Genomic DNA, 17,575 nt, shown 5'->3' with positions numbered 1-17,575 from the left:
TAATACCTGATGGAGTATTACCCGTTTAGTGCAGCTGCACCACTTACAATTTCCGTAAGCTCTGTAGTAATTGCAGCCTGACGCGCCTGATTGTAAGAAAGCTTCAGGGCTTTAATCAAATCACCAGCATTTTCAGTTGCTTTATCCATTGAAGTCATACGGGCACCATGCTCAGAAGCATGAGAATCCAATACTGCTTTATACAACTGAGTTTTGATCGACTTAGGGATCAACTGCGATACAATCTCTTCCTGAGAAGGCTCCATGATGTAATCTACTGCATGCGCAGCAGCTGCACCCTCGGCAACTTCAGTTTTAGGCAGAGGCAATAACTGCTCAGTCGTTAAGATCTGAACTGCCGCATTTTTAAACCTGTTGTATACTAGCTCTACTTTATCAAATTCGCCTTTTTCAAAGCCCAGCATGATCGAGTTGGTGATCCTGGTTACATTCTCAAAAGTAAGCGCAGCATATACTTCATTATTATTTCCGATAACATTGTATCCGCGCTTCTCGTAGAAATCATGAGCTTTCTTACCGATAGCGACGATACTTACGTTACCCTTTTTGTATTGTTCGCTATATTTTTCCGAGATTAAATTGTTGGTTTCTTTAATCACGTTCATGTTAAAGGCACCAGCTAAACCACGGTTAGAAGAAACCACTACAATCAATACCTTATTTGGTTCACGTTCCTGAATAAACGGAGACGATGATCCTTCTAAGCTCGCTGAAAGATTTCCTAGGATTTCTTTCAACTTTGTAGCATACGGACGTAGCTGAACAATCGCATTGGTCGCACGCTTCAACTTCGCAGCCGAAACCATTTTCATGGCCTTGGTGATCTGCTGTGTAGATTGCACCGATGATATACGAATTCTTACTTCTTTTAAATTAGCCATTCTTTTTTATTCTTCAGTCAAGAGTAATTTAGTATTTGCTGGAAAGCTCTTTTGCTACAGTTTCCAATACTCCGGTAATTGCATCATCAAATTTACCAGCTTTTAAAGCTTTCAAAGTATCAGGATGACGTAATTCCAATTGTTGTAAGTACTCAGCTTCAAATTCCTTGATTTTGTTTACGGGAACTGAACGCATTAAGTTTTTAGTACCAATATAAATGATCGCTACTTGTTTCTCCACAGTCATTGGAGAGAACTGACCTTGTTTAAGGATTTCTACGTTACGTGAACCTTTATCAAGTACAGATTTAGTAGCAGCATCTAAGTCAGAACCGAATTTAGAGAAAGCCTCTAACTCACGGTATTGAGCCTGGTCTAATTTCAAAGTACCAGCAACTTTTTTCATTGATTTAATCTGTGCGTTACCACCTACACGTGATACCGAGATACCTACGTTAATCGCTGGACGAATACCTGCGTTGAACAAGTTAGTTTCTAAGAAGATCTGACCGTCTGTAATCGAAATTACGTTCGTTGGGATATAAGCAGAAACGTCACCAGCCTGAGTTTCGATAATTGGAAGTGCGGTTAATGAACCACCACCTTTAACGATACCTTTCAAAGATTCAGGAAGGTCATTCATTGCTTGTGCAATCTCATCGTTAGAGTTAATCTTAGCAGCACGCTCTAACAAACGACTGTGAAGGTAGAATACGTCACCAGGATAAGCCTCACGGCCCGGTGGACGACGTAATAATAGAGATACCTCACGGTAAGCCACAGCTTGTTTAGACAAATCATCATAAACAATTAAAGCTGGTCTACCTGTATCACGGAAAAATTCACCGATCGCAGCACCAGAGAATGGAGCGTAGAACTGCAATGGAGCAGGTTCAGCAGCCGAAGCAGCAACAACAACCGTATATGGCATTGCACCGTTTTCCTCTAATGTACGTACGATATTTGCTACAGTACTTGCTTTTTGACCACAAGCTACATATATACAGTAAACAGGGTTACCTGCTTCATAAAATTCTTTTTGGTTGATGATAGTATCGATACAAACCGCAGTTTTACCAATCTGACGGTCACCAATAACCAACTCACGTTGACCACGACCGATTGGAATCATACCGTCAATCGCTTTGATACCTGTTTGTAAAGGTTCTGTAACTGGCTGACGATAGATTACCCCTGGAGCTTTACGCTCGATTGGCATTTCATACGTCTGTCCAATGATTGGTCCTTTACCATCGATTGGTTCACCCATCGTGTTAACTACACGACCTAACATACCTTCACCAACTTTAATAGAGGCAATTTTCTTAGTACGTTTAATCGTATCACCTTCTTTGATCGTGTCAGATGGGCCTAATAGTACCACACCAACATTATCTTCTTCAAGGTTCAAAACAATACCTTGTAAGCCGTTTTCAAATTCAACTAACTCACCGGATTGAACTTTAGTTAAACCATAAACACGGGCAATACCATCACCCACCTGCAATACGGTACCAACTTCTTCAAGTTCTGCTTCTGATTTAAAGCCCGCCAATTGTTGCCTGATAATTGCCGATACTTCGTCTGGTCTTACCTCTACCATAATTTTATATTATTTCTTAGTATATGTTATCTTCTATTTTAAATACTCAGTTTAAACAATACCCTGAGCAAATTCTTTTTTTAGTTTATTCAAACCGCTGGCGATACTTGCATCAAACTGCTTATCTCCAACTTTTAAAATAAATCCGCCAATCAGTTTGTCATTAACTTTTTCCTTAATCACCACTTCTTTAGCGCCTATTTCCTTTTTCACTAAAGCATCGATCTCTGCTCTGTTTGCGTCAGTCAGTGCGATTGCTGAAGTAACTTCAGCAGTCACGATCCCTTTAAGGGCATTGTATTGCTGAATAAAGGATTTTGCTGTTCCAAATAAGATCGCTGAACGTCCTTTGTTTACGATCAGTTTTAAGTAGATATTCGTCACCGCGTTTACTTTGGCTCCAAATACCTGTTCTAAAATGCCCGCTTTTTTATCCAAAGGAACGATAGGGTTATTAAGGATAGCTTCCAATTCTGGACTCTGATCAATCACCTGATCTAAAAGAACCATATCATTTTTGATTTCCTCTAATGAGTTTTGCTCATTCGCAAGGTCAATCAGTGATTTGGCGTATCTCGATGCTGCTTTATTTTCTAACATTTTTATCTAATTTGGCTAAATAAACTACAGATTAGTTTAATTCAACGTCTTTTAAAAGATTAGCAACTAAATCCTGCTGAGTAGCTTTGTCTTGTAACTGGTTACGCAATACACGTTCCGCGATATCTAATGATAAAGAAGAAACCTGATTTTTCAATTCTGATAAAGCAGCTTTCTTTGAGTTCTCGATTTCAATCTTAGCTTTCTCAATTAATTTAGCACCTTCAGCCTGAGCAGAAGTTTTTGCTTCATTGATGATGCTATCTTTAAGTGTCTTTGCTTCTTTCAAGATCAAATCACGTTCAGCACGGGCAGCTTTCATTAACTCTTCATTTTGAGAAGTTAAACGAGCCATCTCTTGTTTTGCTAATTCAGCTTTGCTTAATGCTTCATCAATCGATTTTTCGCGTTCTTTAATTGCTCCTAGAATAGGTTTCCAGGCAAATTTTGCCAATAGGAACATTAGCAATAAGAAAGCAATGGATTGAAAGATAACTAGGCCGAATTCAGGTAATAATAATTCCATCTGTGTATGTATAAAATATTTTGTTCTTTTTTAACAATAAATGGTACCAGATATCACTATCTGGCACCGTTTAATTTCTAGCCATTACCCATTAGGGCAACAACTACTGCGAAAAGCGCAACAGCTTCAACGAAGGCAGCAGCGATTAACATTGCAGTTTGAATTTTAGAGGCAGCTTCTGGTTGACGAGCAATACCGTCCATAGCTGAACCACCAATGCGTCCGATACCTAGACCAGCGCCAATCGCAGCTAATCCTGCACCAATTGCAGCAATACTTCCTGTAATCATGATTTTATATATTAATTGTTGTTAAAAAATAATTCTAATTAGTGGTGATCTTCAATTGCCATTCCGATAAACAGGGCTGACAGGATCGTAAAAATAAAGGCCTGGATAAACGCTACCAGCAATTCAATAGCGCCAATGAATACAGCGAAAGCAATAGAAACCGGAGCAATATAAAGGCTGTTGAATACAAACACAAGGCAGATCAACGACAATACCAAGATGTGTCCTGCTGTAATGTTCGCAAACAAACGAATCATTAGTGCGATAGGTTTGGTAAAGATACCGAACAATTCTACCGGAACCATAACTACATACATCCACCATGGTACATCTGGCATAAAGATGTGTTTCCAATAATACTTATTACCATTGAACACCGTCAGACAGAACGTAGCCAAAGCAAGAATCATTGTTACAGCAATGTTACCAGTTAAATTGGCACCACCAGGTAAGAATGGAACTAAGCCCAACATGTTGTTAAACCAGATAAAGAAAAACACGGTTAACAAATATGGCATGAAACGCTCATATTTATGACCTAAGTTTGGAATAGCGATGTCATCACGTACAAACAAGATGATCGGCTCCATCCAGGACTGGATTCCTTTTGGCGATTTGCCTTTGTTTTTTCTATATCCTTTAGCTACATTCAGGAACACCACCAATAAGATAATGATAGACAAAAACAATGTGCAAACATTCTTTGTAATTGACAAGTCCAACGGGCGTGCATTTGTGGCATGATGCTTCTCATCTAAATCCACAAACTGACCGTGCTCATTCGCAACATCAGATGCATAATAGATTTTCTCGTGCATCTTCACAAAGCGTTGTCCTTTTCGCTCTACTACTACTTTAGCTTCATCATCGCGAACAACTTTTCCGTCCTCCAGCGTGGTGAAATCAGCAGAGCTGAAGTTTACAACACCAGCTTTGGTGTACAAAATTACCGGAAGGTCGATATAAGTATGTCCGATTACATGCCAACTATGCGAATCCGCAATGTGGTGTAGTGCAAACTTACCAATGTCAAACTTTTTCTCAGCTGCCGGCTGGGCATGAGAACCTTCTGTTACTTGCGCTGTGTCTACCTGTGCGAAAGCAGCAGGTGTAACAGAAAAAAACGCTAAAAAGAGCGTAAAAACAACAATTAACCTCTTCACTTTAAACTCAAAAACGTGGCTACAATCCATTTACTCGCAGATTTTTACTTTTTATTTTGGTGGCGCAAGTTACGTAACAAACAGTATATTTCAAAGAAGCTGAACAATAAATATAAAGAAAAAAAGTTCAGCACGAAAACAAAGCCGTTTTCCTTGCTTTTAAGGCTGTAAATCAGCACAAAAGCCATTGCGAAAATCATCTTCAGTGCAATTGACCCCATTATGGCCATAACGCCAACATCTGGATTGCGTTTTAAGCCCAAATCTGCCACGCTATAAGCGATATATGTAATGCCCGCCAAAAAGCCAAACAGCAACCAGAATTTAGGAACTAAGATCAACTGATCAGGGAATATAGAAGGAAGGGCATAAGCGATGCCACCGAGAACGATGCAGAACGCTAAATAATAAAGGGTAAACCGGATTAAACTCAAATCAGTATCTATTTTTTTACAAAAGTAAGGATTTACAACGGTTTTAAATAATCCATTTTAGTTTTTATTCAGTTGTTTTACAACCTGATACAAGGAAACTACTACTCCTAAAAGTCCTAAAACTGCGGTGTAAATCGGGTGCTTAGTATGCTGGTATTCATCTATTTTATAGCCTGCAAACGCTAAAACGCCTATTGTAGCCAACATTTGAAAGCTAATCGACGAATACTTCGCGAAAGTATTGACGTTCTTTTTCTCTTCTTTTGGATCCATATGATTAAAATCTGGCACAAATAAAACCTATTTTGTTAAGAACTTAATGCCGAATAAAATACTTTTGTATATATTTTGTTGTTTATAAAATTAACTCAACCTGTTTTTTGGAAAATTACGCAATCAACTCTCTTAAGGTAACGCTGTTTATCCTTTGTTCTGCTCTCTTATATGCCTGTAGTTCCAATAAGGATACTGCCATGAGCAGGGCCATGCAAAATCTGACCTCCAGATACAATTATATATACAATGCAAACCAGATCCTGAATCAGCATCAGGAAGAACTTGCGGAAGCTTATGCCGACAACTATGATGAGGTATTGCCCGTATATATCAGTCCCGAGCCCTACGACATCTTTAATGACCAACCTGGAGGCAATTTACCCGAGATGGGAGAAATCATCAAAAAGGCCAGGGTACTCCTCCTGGAAAAAACTTATGGCAACTATCAGGACGATGCCTACCTACTGCTCGGAAAAGCCAATTTCTACAATGGTAACTACTTTAATGCCGAAGAGTATTTTGATTATACCGCAAAGACTTACCCTAATCAGATAAAAAGCCGCGTACAAGCTTTAGACTGGAAAGCCAGGAGCTTAATGCAACTGGGGAAATATAGTCAGGCAGCCAAAGTACTGGATACTTTATCCAACACCGTCTCCAGTTTAAAAAAAAATAAAGCAGAGCCCTTGGCTACCATTGCTCAAATCTATATTCATCAACGCATGGCAGGAGACGCGATAGCCATGCTGGAACAAGCCATCCAGGAAGGCCCTACACAGCCGCAACGCATCCGATGGAATTACATCCTTGCTCAGCTATATGAAAAACAGGAAAACTACAACGAGGCTCTGCGTTATTACCGTAAAGTAGAAAAAAGCAGCGCCCCTTTTGAAATGTATTTTAATGCGAACTTAAACCGCATCAAACTCAACGCTTTTCTGACTGGAATAAAAGTAGACAAACAACAACAGCTACTGGCGATGCTAAAAGATGATAAGAATGAGGAGTATCATGATCAGATCTATTATCAGGTTGCAGAAAGTTATGCCAGAGATGAAAATTATAAAGAATCAGATAAATACTATAAACTTTCCCTCCGCAATAGTACAAAAAACATGTACCAGAAAGGTTTGTCTTATTTAAGAATTGCCGATCTAAATTTCAAGCATTTTCATGATTATCTGAATGCGAAGTTATATTACGACAGCACTGTTAACACCCTACCAAAAAGCTATCCTGATTATGAACTTATTGTAAAGAAGAATCAAAATCTAGAATACCTGACGGATCGTTACGAGCTCATTGCGTTGCAGGATACCTTGCAATCACTGGCTAAACTTCCTGAAGCGGAACGTATGGCAAAAGTACAGTTGTTGGTAAATCCGGTAAAAATAGAACCACTAAAGACAAATGGGCAGACCAATCTTATCCCAGGAGTAAATCCCTTCCAGACTGCCAATGATCCGCACCAGAAAAACCTGGCTACCAGCAATTTCTATTTTGCCAATCAAACTGCAATCAGTACAGGTTTTAACGACTTCAAGAAGAAATGGGGCAACCGTAAACTGGAACTGAATTGGCGTCAGAGTATAAAATCCTCTGCACAGGAGACCAATCAGGGCATTACCAGGAACTATGCAACAAACAATGCACGGGTAAATCCAGACAGTATAGGTATGGCTCCATCAGATACCATCTCAAAAATTAAAACGATGATAGCGGCCATTCCAACTACACCGGAGCTTTTAACAAAATCCGATCAGCAAATATTGGAAGCCTATTATGAAATTGGCAATTTCTACCTGCAGGAATTAAACAGTGCTAAAGAAGCAGCAGAAACCTATGAAATTATCTTAAAACGTTTCCCTGACAATGACCGCCTTGCTTCTATCTATTACGGATTGTTTTTAGCCAATAAGACAATAGATAATGCAAAATCCGAAACCTACAAACAGAAAATTCTAAGAGAATTTGCCGGTTCATCTTATGCCAAAACCATTCTTGATCCTTCTTTCTCATTGAAACAATCAGAAATAGAAGTGCTGGTCAACAAACAGTACAATGATCTGTTTGATATATACCTTCAAAAAGAATTCAGCAATGTGATCCTTAAGGCGGATGAAATATTAAAGGTGAATCCAGATAGCTATCTGGCCCCACAGTTTGCCTATTTAAAGGCGATTGCCATCGGCAGAACCGCTCATGTGGATCAATTGATCACTACTTTTGAAAAAATAAAATTGAACTACCCTAATGATCAATTGATTGTTCCATTGGTAAAAGAACACCTAAGCTATATCAGTCTGCATTTAGAAGAATTTAAACAAAGGGCAATTGCATTGGCGGATTTCGATGCCAATGAGCCAAAATTCTTTGCGCAACAATTCCCTGCTAAAACCCTGGTAGAGGCCAATCCGAAAAATCAGCTGGCGCAGCAGACTACTGAAATTCAAAGCCCGCCCAGGGAACCTATAACAACAGCAACACCAGAAAAACCAGTAACACCGGCACCTGCTGTTAAAACGGAAGGAATTTTTAGTACAAAAACTTCCAGTCTATACTATTACGTAGTACATGTGGCTGATGGCTCTTTAACCCTTAGTTCTTCCCGTTTTGGCATCGGACAATTCAATCGCGGAAATCACGCAGAAAACAATCTCCGTCATCAATTGAAGGAATTTGACAATGATCAGCTTATATTTGTAGGAAACTTTGGTACTTTCGAAGACGCAAAAACATATGCGGAAGGTATAGATCCACAGTTAAAACAAATCATGAAAGTCCCGGCGAACCTTTACAGGAGCTTTATCATTAGCAAAGAAAACTTTGATAAGCTGAGCAGCGAGGACCTACTGAAGAAGTACCTTGAATTTTATAAAAATAACTATTAACAATGAACAAATCACTTTCGCAAGAAGACATCAGAAGGTATAATTTCAACATCTGGAAAATCTTAATTGCAGGAATCGTTTTATTCGCTCTTTTTATCATCTCCGTTGGTTTTGGTTTGTTTGGTGAACTTCCTTCCTTCAGAGACATCGAACATCCTAAAAGTAATCAGGCCTCAGAAGTCATCACTGAAGATGGCAAAATTCTAGGCACTTATTTTGTTCAAAACAGATCCAATGTTACCTATGATCAGATTTCACCGAATGTCATCAATGCTTTGATTGCAACCGAAGACATCCGATTTAAAGAACATTCAGGAATCGATTTCAAACGAACTTTCACCATATTTTTATATGCCATAATTGGCAAGAAACAAGGAGGAAGTACCATTACCCAACAGTTGGCACTGAATCTTTTTTCAGAAGAAGGAAGACAAAAGAACTTTGCAAAAAGAATCTTACAGAAATTCCAGGAATGGGTAATTGCGGTAAAACTAGAACGCAATTATACCAAAGAAGAAATCATTGTGATGTATTTAAATACCGTGGACTTCGGAAACCAGGCTTATGGTATAAAATCTGCAGCCAGGGTATATTTCAACACCACACCAGATAAATTAACTGTTGGTCAGGCGGCCACACTAGTAGGTATCCTAAAAGGGATCTCCAGATATTCCCCTACCCGTAACCCGGAGCGCGCATTGGCACGGAGAAATACCATTATGGGACTAATGGTAAAAGCTGATTTCTTAACCGAACAGGATTATGAAAAACAGATAGAAAAACCACTAGGGCTGCGTTTTAGTGCCGCCACCGTAAATGATGGTATTGCGCCTTATTTCAGAGCAGTAGTGAAAAATGACATCAAAAAACTCTTCTTGGAGCGTTCTATCTTAAAATCAGACGGTACGCCCTATGATTTGGACAGGGACGGTCTTAAGATCACCACCACCATTAATTACGAGATGCAGATCTATGCAGAAGAGGCACAAAAAGAATACATGAAAATTCTGCAGGCTTCTTTCTACGACAGCTGGAAGGGTAAAAATCCTTTCAAAGGAAAAGAAATGCAAATTGAACAGGGGGTTAAAAGATCAGACAGGTACAAAGCATTGCAACTGGAAGGGAAAAGCGATGAAGAAATCAAAGCCGACTTCAACACGCCGACGCGCCTAAGTATCTTCACCTGGAGAGGTAATATCGATACGCTAATGAAGCCTATCGACTCCGTAAGGTATTATAAATTACTATTGAGAAATGCCATGATGGCGATGGATCCCCAATCCGGTTATGTAAAAGCATGGGTTGGCGGAATCAATTATGAACATTTCAAATACGATCAGGTGAAGATGGGAACCAGACAAGTAGGTTCCACTGCAAAGCCTTTTACCTATACTGTGGCCATTCAAAACGGTTATTCTCCATGTTTCAGCGTTTTAAATGAACCGGTAACCATCGAAACTCCAGGCAGTCCACCTTGGACACCAAGATCTTCAGGAACCGTTCCCGGTTATTTAACTTTGCAAAAAGCATTGGCATTATCTCAGAATTATATTGCTGCTTATCTCATGAAACAAGTGGGACCAGCTGCTGTGGCTACCTTGGCCAAGAAAATGGGAATTACCTCTGAAGTACCAGCCGTACCTTCTATTGCATTGGGCTCTTTTGATGCTTCAGTATATGATATGGTGGGTGCATACAGCGTTTTCGCCAATAAAGGGGTTTGGAAAAAACCAACTTATATCCTGAAAATCCAGGATAAAAACGGCGTTGTACTGTTCAATGACACGCCAATTCCAGTACCTGTGCTGAATGAAGAAGAGGCTTACGTAATGACCCGAATGTTGCGCGGTGTAATTACCAGTGGAACGGGATGGCGCCTCGCAGGAAAATTTGGCGTAACAGGACCTATAGGTGGAAAAACTGGTACTACTAATGCCAACTCCGATGGTTGGTTTATGGCCATTACCCCCCAGCTTGCCGCTGGAGTATGGACGGGCTGTGAAGACCGTGCTTTCCATTTTACCAGTACCAGACAGGGTGATGGTGCGACTACCGCATTGCCTATTTATGCTGGTTTTATGAAGCGTGTATATGCCAGTAAAACTTTAAATATGAGCAAAGCTGATTTTGATCCGCCGAAAAATGGAACGACCATTACCTTCGACTGTAACCAATACCAGCAGCAGGAGCAAACTACAGAACTGGACGAAAAGCTAGGCTTCTAGCTTTTCCTTAAAAGCGATTTTCATGAGTACTTTTGAGTATAAAAAAGTATTGGCCGATATTCCCCATAAGCCCGGTGTATACCAATATTGGGATGCGGAGGATACTTTAATATATATTGGCAAGGCCAAAGACCTGAGAAATCGGGTAGCTTCCTATTTTATCCAGGACAAGCAGCTCAATGGAAAGACCAGAGTGCTAGTCTCCAAAATCAGGAAAATCACCTTTACCATTGTAGATACCGAGATTGATGCCTGGCTGTTGGAAAACAGCCTGATTAAAAAGCACCAGCCCCGGTACAATATCATGTTGAAGGACGACAAGACCTACCCCTGGATCATCATCAAGAAAGAACCCTTTCCGAGGGTATTCTGGACAAGGAATATGGTAAAGGATGGTTCTACCTATTTCGGACCTTACGCTTCTGTAGGTATGATGCATACCATTCTTGATGTCATCAAAGAAACCTATAGTCTACGGACCTGTAATTTACCACTGACAGAGAAAAACATCAATGATGGGAAATTCAAGGTATGCCTGGAATACCAGATCGGGAACTGCAAAGGACCTTGTCAGGCTTACCAGGAGGCCGCAGATTACGACAGGAATATTCAGGAAATCAAAGACATTCTGAATGGTAAAATTGGAAGCGTCATCAAAGAGGTCAAGCAGATTGTCAAGGATGCAGCCGCAGATCTGAACTTTGAACTAGCCCATCAATATCAAAAGAAACTCCTTATTTTGGAAAAATACCAGAGCAAATCAACCGTAGTGAGCAGCTCTATTACCAATATTGATGTCGTGAGTATTGCTTCCGACGAACGGTATGCCTTTGTGAATTACCTGAAAGTCATGAATGGCAGTATCATTCAGACTCAAACTATAGAGATTAAAAAGAAACTGGATGAAAGCGATGAGGAGCTGCTCAGCTTGGCCATCACAGAGTTCAGAACCAAGTTCAACAGCACTTCAAAAGAAATCGTAGTTCCTTTTGATATCACTCTGGAAGATAAAAACCTCAAATTTACAGTTCCTAAGCTTGGCGAAAAGAAAAGCTTACTGGATCTTTCTCAGAAAAACGTACTGTTCTTCAGAAAAGAGAAACTAAACCAATATGAAAAACTAAATCCGGATTTAAGAACAGACCGTATTTTAAGCCAGATGCAAAAGGATCTGGGCTTGAGCGAGCTGCCTAAACATATCGAGTGTTTTGACAACTCGAACTTCCAGGGTGCTTATCCCGTATCAGCTATTGTCGTTTTCAAAGATGCTAAACCTTCAAAAAAAGACTACCGGCATTTCAACGTGAAAACAGTAGAAGGACCTAATGATTTTGCTACCATGGAAGAAGCCGTTTTCAGACGATATAAGCGAATGTTGGAAGAAGAAGGCGTCTTACCTCAACTGATCATCATTGACGGTGGTAAAGGCCAGCTATCCTCTGCTTTAAGTAGCTTAAAAAAGCTGGGTATAGAAAATCAGGTTGCGATCGTAGGTATCGCTAAAAGGCTGGAAGAATTATTCTTCCCAAACGACCCCTATCCATTGTATCTGGACAAGAAATCGGAGAGCCTTAAGCTGATCCAGCAACTCCGTGATGAAGCCCATAGATTTGGAATTACCTTCCATCGGAAGAAACGCGATCAAGGCACTTTAAAGACCGAGCTGGAAAAAATTGAAGGCATTGGGAAGACTACAGCTGATAAGCTCTTGCGTCATTTCAAATCGGTTAAAAAGATCCGTGAAGCTAAGATTACGGAATTACAGAAAGTGTTGAACAAATCTCAGGTAATCGCATTAACCAATTATTTTAAACAAGAAACCAATACTTAAGTATATCGCAGATGGATCTTGACAAAGTTCAGGCGAATCACAAGAAATAGTGTGGTTTCAATGAAAATTTTGGCATAAAAAAATCCGGTCCTTAATAGAGACCGGATTTTTTTATGCCAGGAAGCGATTAATATTCCCAAAGACTCTGTTCAAAGTCTGCGATAGATTTCTTAATCTTTTCCGATTCGTATAATTTTCTTGGATCTTTAATGTCAGTTAATCCTAACATATCCACGATAGTCTTATTTCCAGGGTTCGTTTCTTTCACTACATAACTAGAGAATAAACGTCTCACGAAGAAATCATCAAAAGTCAATACCGAGGCATCATTTCCTGGATTCATCAGTTTCTTTTTGGTCAGCAATTCTCTTACATCATCATAATAGATCCAAAAAACAGGCTGCCAGTTGCCTTCCACCATTTTCATTGGTGCAATACCCACAATTCTAGGTTCAAAAACCGAACGCTTAGTATCTAAAATCCAATCTTCTTTAATCCTGTATTTTAGGTATTCATCTGGTCTGAATCTTTTTAAAGTAGGTTCAGCAATTTTACCGGTGGTCGCATCAGGAGTGCCTTCTGTTGTACCGCGCATATTTTGCAATGCCTGTTGGGTGGTTAATGCAATTTTGAAAGAATCATTGTCTTCCAGCAATTTACCTGCAGTCGTATCTTTAGGAGAATAAACGGTCAGTTCTTCATTGGTAATGGCTTCCAGCAATACATCAATTAACCTAGCATTTTCAGCTTTCAATACCGAATTGATGGTATCCCTTAAATCGATTTCACGCCAGATCCTTTTGGAGTAAAACACATCCTCTTCTCTCACATCGGCGAAAGGAACCATCACTGCACTATCCACGTCCTTTCTAGCCGAAAAGCCATCTTTAGGCGGGGTTTTGATTTTCGCTTTCTTTATTGTACTTGGTTTAACCGGAGGAGCTACATCTTGTGCAGATGCAGTAAATCCCAATAACAGTAATGCCGAAATACTTAAAATGTTCTTCATATTCAATCCTATTTTGCACTAAATGTGATGCCATCCAACACGCGCTGACGGCCATCTGGCCCTTCGCAAACAATGTCTTTAAAAACCACGGTAGCTCCTGGTTTAATCGAATTCAAGGCCCCTTTTACCTGACCACTAAATCCAGCACCACTATTTTGTATTGTTACAGCGTCAGACCTTGGGTTGATGAACGTTGCCGCAAATCTGATCACTTTATATTTTACATCAAAAACAAAATCATCCAGCTGAGTGTCCAGCAGTCCGGCATTTTCCAGCCATTCCAGGTCTACACTACCACCGGATTTACCTTTCACCAGCGCTTTTGGTGTTGGCAAGGCTTTTACACGGAATGTCTGAGAACCCAGATTTAACAATTTACCACCGGTATTTGCAGAAACGTTGATGCTCAACTCTCTGCCTACCTGTGCACCACTGACGTTAACAGTAAACTTACCATTACCTCCGGAAATAGATCCATCCTGCATAGTTGCTTTTACGCTTTCCAATGGAAAACCTGCTGCAGAAACAGAGAATGGATTAGGGATACCCGCATAGATGACATTCATTTTATCAGGAGATACGGTAGCAGAAGGTTTAGCCACCTGATAAGATTGTTCAGGCGTTTTATATTCTACAACTTTACCATCTGTTTGTTTTACACGTATCAAACCTGACCATTTGAATACTCCAACACTCCCCGTATTTCCGGTATAGGTACCTTTACCATCCTTCACAGAAAGGGGGCTCGAATTTACCGAAATTTCAGGAGTAGATCTGGAATCGCTTGCGGTTAGAAATACCTCTGCGGTATAGGGCTGTCCCTGGATCACATAAGAACTCGGTGCTACAGCAACCGCATCAAACTGATCTAAGTTGACCAATGCCTTATCCATATCTCCGAATAATTTCTTTACTACTTCAGCCTCCGCATTTTTCACATCTGCCTGTATTTTGGTAAGAATGGTATTGGCAGCGGTTAATGGCGTGCCTTCACCAAAGTTAATGTCTGCCCAGTTTTTCTTTCCATTGACTGGCTTTTCGGCATCTTTAGCTTCCAGAGAAAAAGTCACCTGTGCACGGTCTTTTTCCGGTAATAGGGCAATCAACTTTTCACGGGTTTCATTAATTTTCTTTTGAAGATCAGCCCCTTTTTTTTGGTTGATCATAATGCCCTGGGCGATATCCAAGTTAGAACGTTCCGTTAAATCTCCGGTTTCAGGATCAATCCCTTTACCTTCAACTACAAACTGATCTTTAATTTTCTGAATATAATCATTCAGTTCAGAAGCATACGTTTTCGCTTTATTGGCATTTTCCCAGATGGGCTGTGCCCTTGCAGGCTCTTCTTTTAATTTTGTGTTTTGAAATGCGGCGAACAATTGATCAATGCTGGTGCTGACATTATTTTTTGAGGTCTGCAAGCTGTCATTAATGTTCTTAAAAGCATTCAATATCGTATCTGATACGTTCAGGGCAAGCATAGCTAACAATACCAAATACATGATATTGATCATCTTCTGCCTTGTTGTTTGTTTTCCTCCGGCCATTCTTAATTCAGTCTGATGATGAAATGATCACTAATTAAATACGGATTAAACGCGTGGCTGATTCATCGCCGACAACATGTTACCATAGATTGCATTTAAAGAACCTAAGTTCTTAGCCAGTTTCCCAACTTCGTCCTTAAATTGTTTAGAATCTTCCATAGAACCACTGAAGTTATCCATCGTCAAAGCGATGTTCTGATAGAATTTGTTCATTGATTTTAAATGCGCACTGGAATCCTGCAATTCCAATTCATATACAGCATTTAAAGCAGAAAGATTTTTAGCCAATGCATTTACCTGTTCATGATAAGATTTAGAGGCGCCGGCACTTTCACCGATTTCCACCAATTGGTTTGTTGCTTTTGAGAATGCGCCATTCAAAGCATCAAAACTTGCAGAAGCAGTTTTAATCTTTCCGGCAAATTCGGAAGTTGCGGTAGAGGCATCAGCTACATTGGAAATAGCAGCCACTTTATCCCCAAAGGTACGAAGTCCGTTGCCCAGGCTTTCAATCAATTCAGGACCAACTTTAGCATCAGTCAACATTTTATCAAGGGCTGCAGTAGAAGAAAATCCAGCCACCGGAGCGATATTTCTTGCTGAAGATTTCGGCAATTCCCCATCATAATCATCTCTCAATTCAGGATATACCCGTTCCCATGCAGGTTCTGGTTCTGGCTGAATAAATCCGGTTAAAGCAAAAAGAATTGCTTCCACACCTAGTCCAATTCCTATCATGTAATTACCCCATACACCCCCAAGGTGAAGAATTTTAAAAAGTGCGCCTAGAATAACCACACTGGCTCCCAGCGATATTGCCAGGTGCATTTTATCGAATTTACGTTTTGCTACCATTTTTTTAGGATGAATTTGGTATATGTTGTTTTTAATTTTTATTTCGGATATCAGATCCCGGATAAGCGGAAATACACCTGAAGCCAATATAAGATCTGGCCTGATCCTGATACTCATAAGTACCTACAGAGTTTTGAAGGAAAAATCCGATGTCTTTCCATGAGCCGCCTCTTACGACTTTGCGTTTCAGGTATTTGCTATCTGTAGATTTAGCAACGTAGGTAAAGTTTGGGTTGAAATCTAACAATAATGGTGCGGCCGACTGATTATAGGCCGTAACAGTCCATTCTGCAACATTTCCAGCCATATTATACAAACCATAGTCGTTCGGAAAATAAGATTTCACATTTACGGTATATAAACCACCATCATCTGAATAATTTCCACGCCCAACTTTAAAGTTGGCCTGCATACACCCCTTGGTATTACGAATATATGGCCCGCCCCAGGGATATTTTGTTTTTACATTACCACCTCTTGCAGCGTATTCGAATTGGGCATCACTTGGCAATTGGTATTCTGGTCTGGAGTTTAACGGTTGTTTTCTGGCAACGGCCACCGATTCATAGAAACGTGTACGCCACACACAAAATGCAGTGGCTTGTTCCCAGCTAACCCCTACAACGGGATAATCATCATAAGAAGGATGGTTGAAATAAGTTTTCACCATCGGATCATTCTGGGAATATGAATAATCGATTTTCCAAACCAAGGTATCCGGGTATACATTTACGGAAGGGTATTGATTTGGTTTTTCAGGATCAGGAAGGTCGGAATAAGTCACGATAAAATCCTGTCTTTTCTTACTGGGATCTTTACGGCCTTCGGCTTCCAGATCAGTACTTTTATAACTGTAAGCATACCTCAGCTTTCTCACATCAATTTCTGTTCTGCCAGGAAGGGCATCTGCACCGCTATAGTACATATCGGTTAATTTGGCACCGAAGCCTCCATTTTTTCTACTCCAAAGCAAAGAACCATTTCCGACCTTTTTCCAATCGATATAACGCTCAGAAGAGGACGTTGGTCCGGCATTTGCGGGAACCGGCTTATAAAAATTTGCAGCCACAGTTGGTCCGAGTGTAGTAACCGCTACAGAGTCCCTTACCCAATTTACAAACTGTCGGTATTCTGCATTGGAGATCTCGGTCTGATCCATAAAGAAAGCACTAAAAGAAGTCATTCGGCTTGGGGAGGTCTGAGAGTTGTTGATGTCTTCATCAGACATTCCAATCAAGGTTCTCCCTGGTGGTACGTAGACCATTCCAAGCGGCACCCTGTTGTTTTTAAACTTCTTATTGTAGACTCCAACCAGCTCACCTTGGCCGCCTTTTCCGCAGCTGGCAAGAAAAATTGTAGCTATAAATCCCAAAAAGTAGATGTTTCTCCTCATATATTCCCGCAATTTTATAGCAATTTTATA

The 17,575-nt window shown here is 40.2% G+C and carries 15 protein-coding genes; 3 read left to right on the top strand and 12 right to left on the bottom strand.

Annotated elements, in window-relative coordinates; all coding sequences use genetic code 11:
* Window positions 1–17: 17 nt before the first annotated feature.
* The 8 genes from atpG to R2Q94_RS14955 all read right to left on the bottom strand — a co-directional run bounded on the left by atpG (window position 18) and on the right by R2Q94_RS14955 (window position 5,791).
* Window positions 18–902, bottom strand: a complete 885-nt coding sequence (atpG, locus tag R2Q94_RS14990) for an ATP synthase F1 subunit gamma (RefSeq protein ID WP_316822279.1) — start codon at window positions 900–902, stop codon at window positions 18–20.
* Between the two features lie 28 nt (window positions 903–930).
* The gene (gene atpA / locus R2Q94_RS14985) at window positions 931–2,505 is read right to left on the bottom strand and encodes a F0F1 ATP synthase subunit alpha (RefSeq protein ID WP_316822278.1); all 1,575 of its coding nucleotides are present in this window, start codon (window positions 2,503–2,505) and stop codon (window positions 931–933) included.
* 51 nt (window positions 2,506–2,556) lie between these two features.
* Complete coding sequence (gene atpH / locus R2Q94_RS14980; RefSeq protein ID WP_316822277.1) at window positions 2,557–3,105, bottom strand: ATP synthase F1 subunit delta; 549 nt, start codon at window positions 3,103–3,105, stop codon at window positions 2,557–2,559.
* Between the two features lie 31 nt (window positions 3,106–3,136).
* Window positions 3,137–3,631 (bottom strand): F0F1 ATP synthase subunit B, encoded by a 495-nt coding sequence (locus tag R2Q94_RS14975; protein WP_316822276.1) that lies wholly within the window; start codon window positions 3,629–3,631, stop codon window positions 3,137–3,139.
* Window positions 3,632–3,708: 77 nt separating this feature from the next.
* Window positions 3,709–3,918, bottom strand: a complete 210-nt coding sequence (gene atpE, locus R2Q94_RS14970; protein ID WP_062551197.1) for an ATP synthase F0 subunit C — start codon at window positions 3,916–3,918, stop codon at window positions 3,709–3,711.
* Between the two features lie 41 nt (window positions 3,919–3,959).
* Window positions 3,960–5,114, bottom strand: coding sequence for a F0F1 ATP synthase subunit A (gene atpB / locus R2Q94_RS14965; RefSeq protein ID WP_316822275.1), 1,155 nt, complete (start codon window positions 5,112–5,114; stop codon window positions 3,960–3,962).
* A 14-nt stretch (window positions 5,115–5,128) separates the two neighbouring features.
* Window positions 5,129–5,425 (bottom strand): hypothetical protein, encoded by a 297-nt coding sequence (locus R2Q94_RS14960; protein WP_316822274.1) that lies wholly within the window; start codon window positions 5,423–5,425, stop codon window positions 5,129–5,131.
* Between the two features lie 150 nt (window positions 5,426–5,575).
* The gene (locus tag R2Q94_RS14955; RefSeq protein ID WP_316822273.1) at window positions 5,576–5,791 is read right to left on the bottom strand and encodes an AtpZ/AtpI family protein; all 216 of its coding nucleotides are present in this window, start codon (window positions 5,789–5,791) and stop codon (window positions 5,576–5,578) included.
* A gap of 107 nt (window positions 5,792–5,898) precedes the next feature.
* Between R2Q94_RS14955 and R2Q94_RS14950 the strand changes: the two genes are divergently transcribed.
* From R2Q94_RS14950 to uvrC, 3 genes are read left to right on the top strand one after another with little or no spacing between them, the layout of a single operon-like run.
* Window positions 5,899–8,685, top strand: coding sequence for a tetratricopeptide repeat protein (locus R2Q94_RS14950; protein WP_316822272.1), 2,787 nt, complete (start codon window positions 5,899–5,901; stop codon window positions 8,683–8,685).
* Window positions 8,686–8,687: 2 nt separating this feature from the next.
* Window positions 8,688–10,910: a penicillin-binding protein 1A gene (locus R2Q94_RS14945; protein ID WP_316822271.1), complete on the top strand. Its 2,223-nt coding sequence runs from the start codon at window positions 8,688–8,690 to the stop codon at window positions 10,908–10,910.
* A gap of 22 nt (window positions 10,911–10,932) precedes the next feature.
* Window positions 10,933–12,741, top strand: coding sequence for an excinuclease ABC subunit UvrC (uvrC, locus tag R2Q94_RS14940; protein WP_316822270.1), 1,809 nt, complete (start codon window positions 10,933–10,935; stop codon window positions 12,739–12,741).
* A gap of 127 nt (window positions 12,742–12,868) precedes the next feature.
* Here uvrC and gldN read toward each other — a convergent pair whose 3' ends face one another.
* The 4 genes from gldN to R2Q94_RS14920 are packed head-to-tail and all read right to left on the bottom strand — an operon-like array spanning window position 12,869 to window position 17,545.
* On the bottom strand, window positions 12,869–13,750 hold the full coding sequence (gldN, locus tag R2Q94_RS14935) for a gliding motility protein GldN (protein ID WP_316822269.1): 882 nt from the start codon (window positions 13,748–13,750) through the stop codon (window positions 12,869–12,871).
* Window positions 13,751–13,758: 8 nt separating this feature from the next.
* Complete coding sequence (gldM, locus tag R2Q94_RS14930) at window positions 13,759–15,297, bottom strand: gliding motility protein GldM (RefSeq protein WP_316822268.1); 1,539 nt, start codon at window positions 15,295–15,297, stop codon at window positions 13,759–13,761.
* Window positions 15,298–15,342: 45 nt separating this feature from the next.
* Window positions 15,343–16,152 (bottom strand): gliding motility protein GldL, encoded by an 810-nt coding sequence (gldL, locus tag R2Q94_RS14925; RefSeq protein ID WP_316822267.1) that lies wholly within the window; start codon window positions 16,150–16,152, stop codon window positions 15,343–15,345.
* 31 nt (window positions 16,153–16,183) lie between these two features.
* A complete protein-coding gene (locus R2Q94_RS14920) occupies window positions 16,184–17,545 on the bottom strand; it encodes an SUMF1/EgtB/PvdO family nonheme iron enzyme (RefSeq protein WP_316822266.1) in 1,362 nt (453 codons plus the stop codon).
* Window positions 17,546–17,575 lie beyond the last annotated feature (30 nt).

The sequence above is a fragment of the Pedobacter gandavensis genome (genome assembly GCF_032678465.1).
Taxonomy (GTDB): domain Bacteria; phylum Bacteroidota; class Bacteroidia; order Sphingobacteriales; family Sphingobacteriaceae; genus Pedobacter; species Pedobacter gandavensis_B.
The sequence above is the reverse complement of the archived record's forward strand: the minus strand, read 5'-3'. Positions and strand labels throughout refer to the sequence as shown.

Coding starts and splice junctions, on each gene's coding strand:
- atpG (WP_316822279.1), bottom strand. CDS start 902: ATGGCTAATTTAAAAGAAGTAAGAATTCGTATATCATCGGTGCAATCT.
- atpA (WP_316822278.1), bottom strand. CDS start 2,505: ATGGTAGAGGTAAGACCAGACGAAGTATCGGCAATTATCAGGCAACAA.
- atpH (WP_316822277.1), bottom strand. CDS start 3,105: ATGTTAGAAAATAAAGCAGCATCGAGATACGCCAAATCACTGATTGAC.
- R2Q94_RS14975 (WP_316822276.1), bottom strand. CDS start 3,631: ATGGAATTATTATTACCTGAATTCGGCCTAGTTATCTTTCAATCCATT.
- atpB (WP_316822275.1), bottom strand. CDS start 5,114: ATGGATTGTAGCCACGTTTTTGAGTTTAAAGTGAAGAGGTTAATTGTT.
- R2Q94_RS14955 (WP_316822273.1), bottom strand. CDS start 5,791: ATGGATCCAAAAGAAGAGAAAAAGAACGTCAATACTTTCGCGAAGTAT.
- R2Q94_RS14945 (WP_316822271.1), top strand. CDS start 8,688: ATGAACAAATCACTTTCGCAAGAAGACATCAGAAGGTATAATTTCAAC.
- uvrC (WP_316822270.1), top strand. CDS start 10,933: ATGAGTACTTTTGAGTATAAAAAAGTATTGGCCGATATTCCCCATAAG.
- gldN (WP_316822269.1), bottom strand. CDS start 13,750: ATGAAGAACATTTTAAGTATTTCGGCATTACTGTTATTGGGATTTACT.
- gldM (WP_316822268.1), bottom strand. CDS start 15,297: ATGGCCGGAGGAAAACAAACAACAAGGCAGAAGATGATCAATATCATG.
- gldL (WP_316822267.1), bottom strand. CDS start 16,152: ATGGTAGCAAAACGTAAATTCGATAAAATGCACCTGGCAATATCGCTG.
- R2Q94_RS14920 (WP_316822266.1), bottom strand. CDS start 17,545: ATGAGGAGAAACATCTACTTTTTGGGATTTATAGCTACAATTTTTCTT.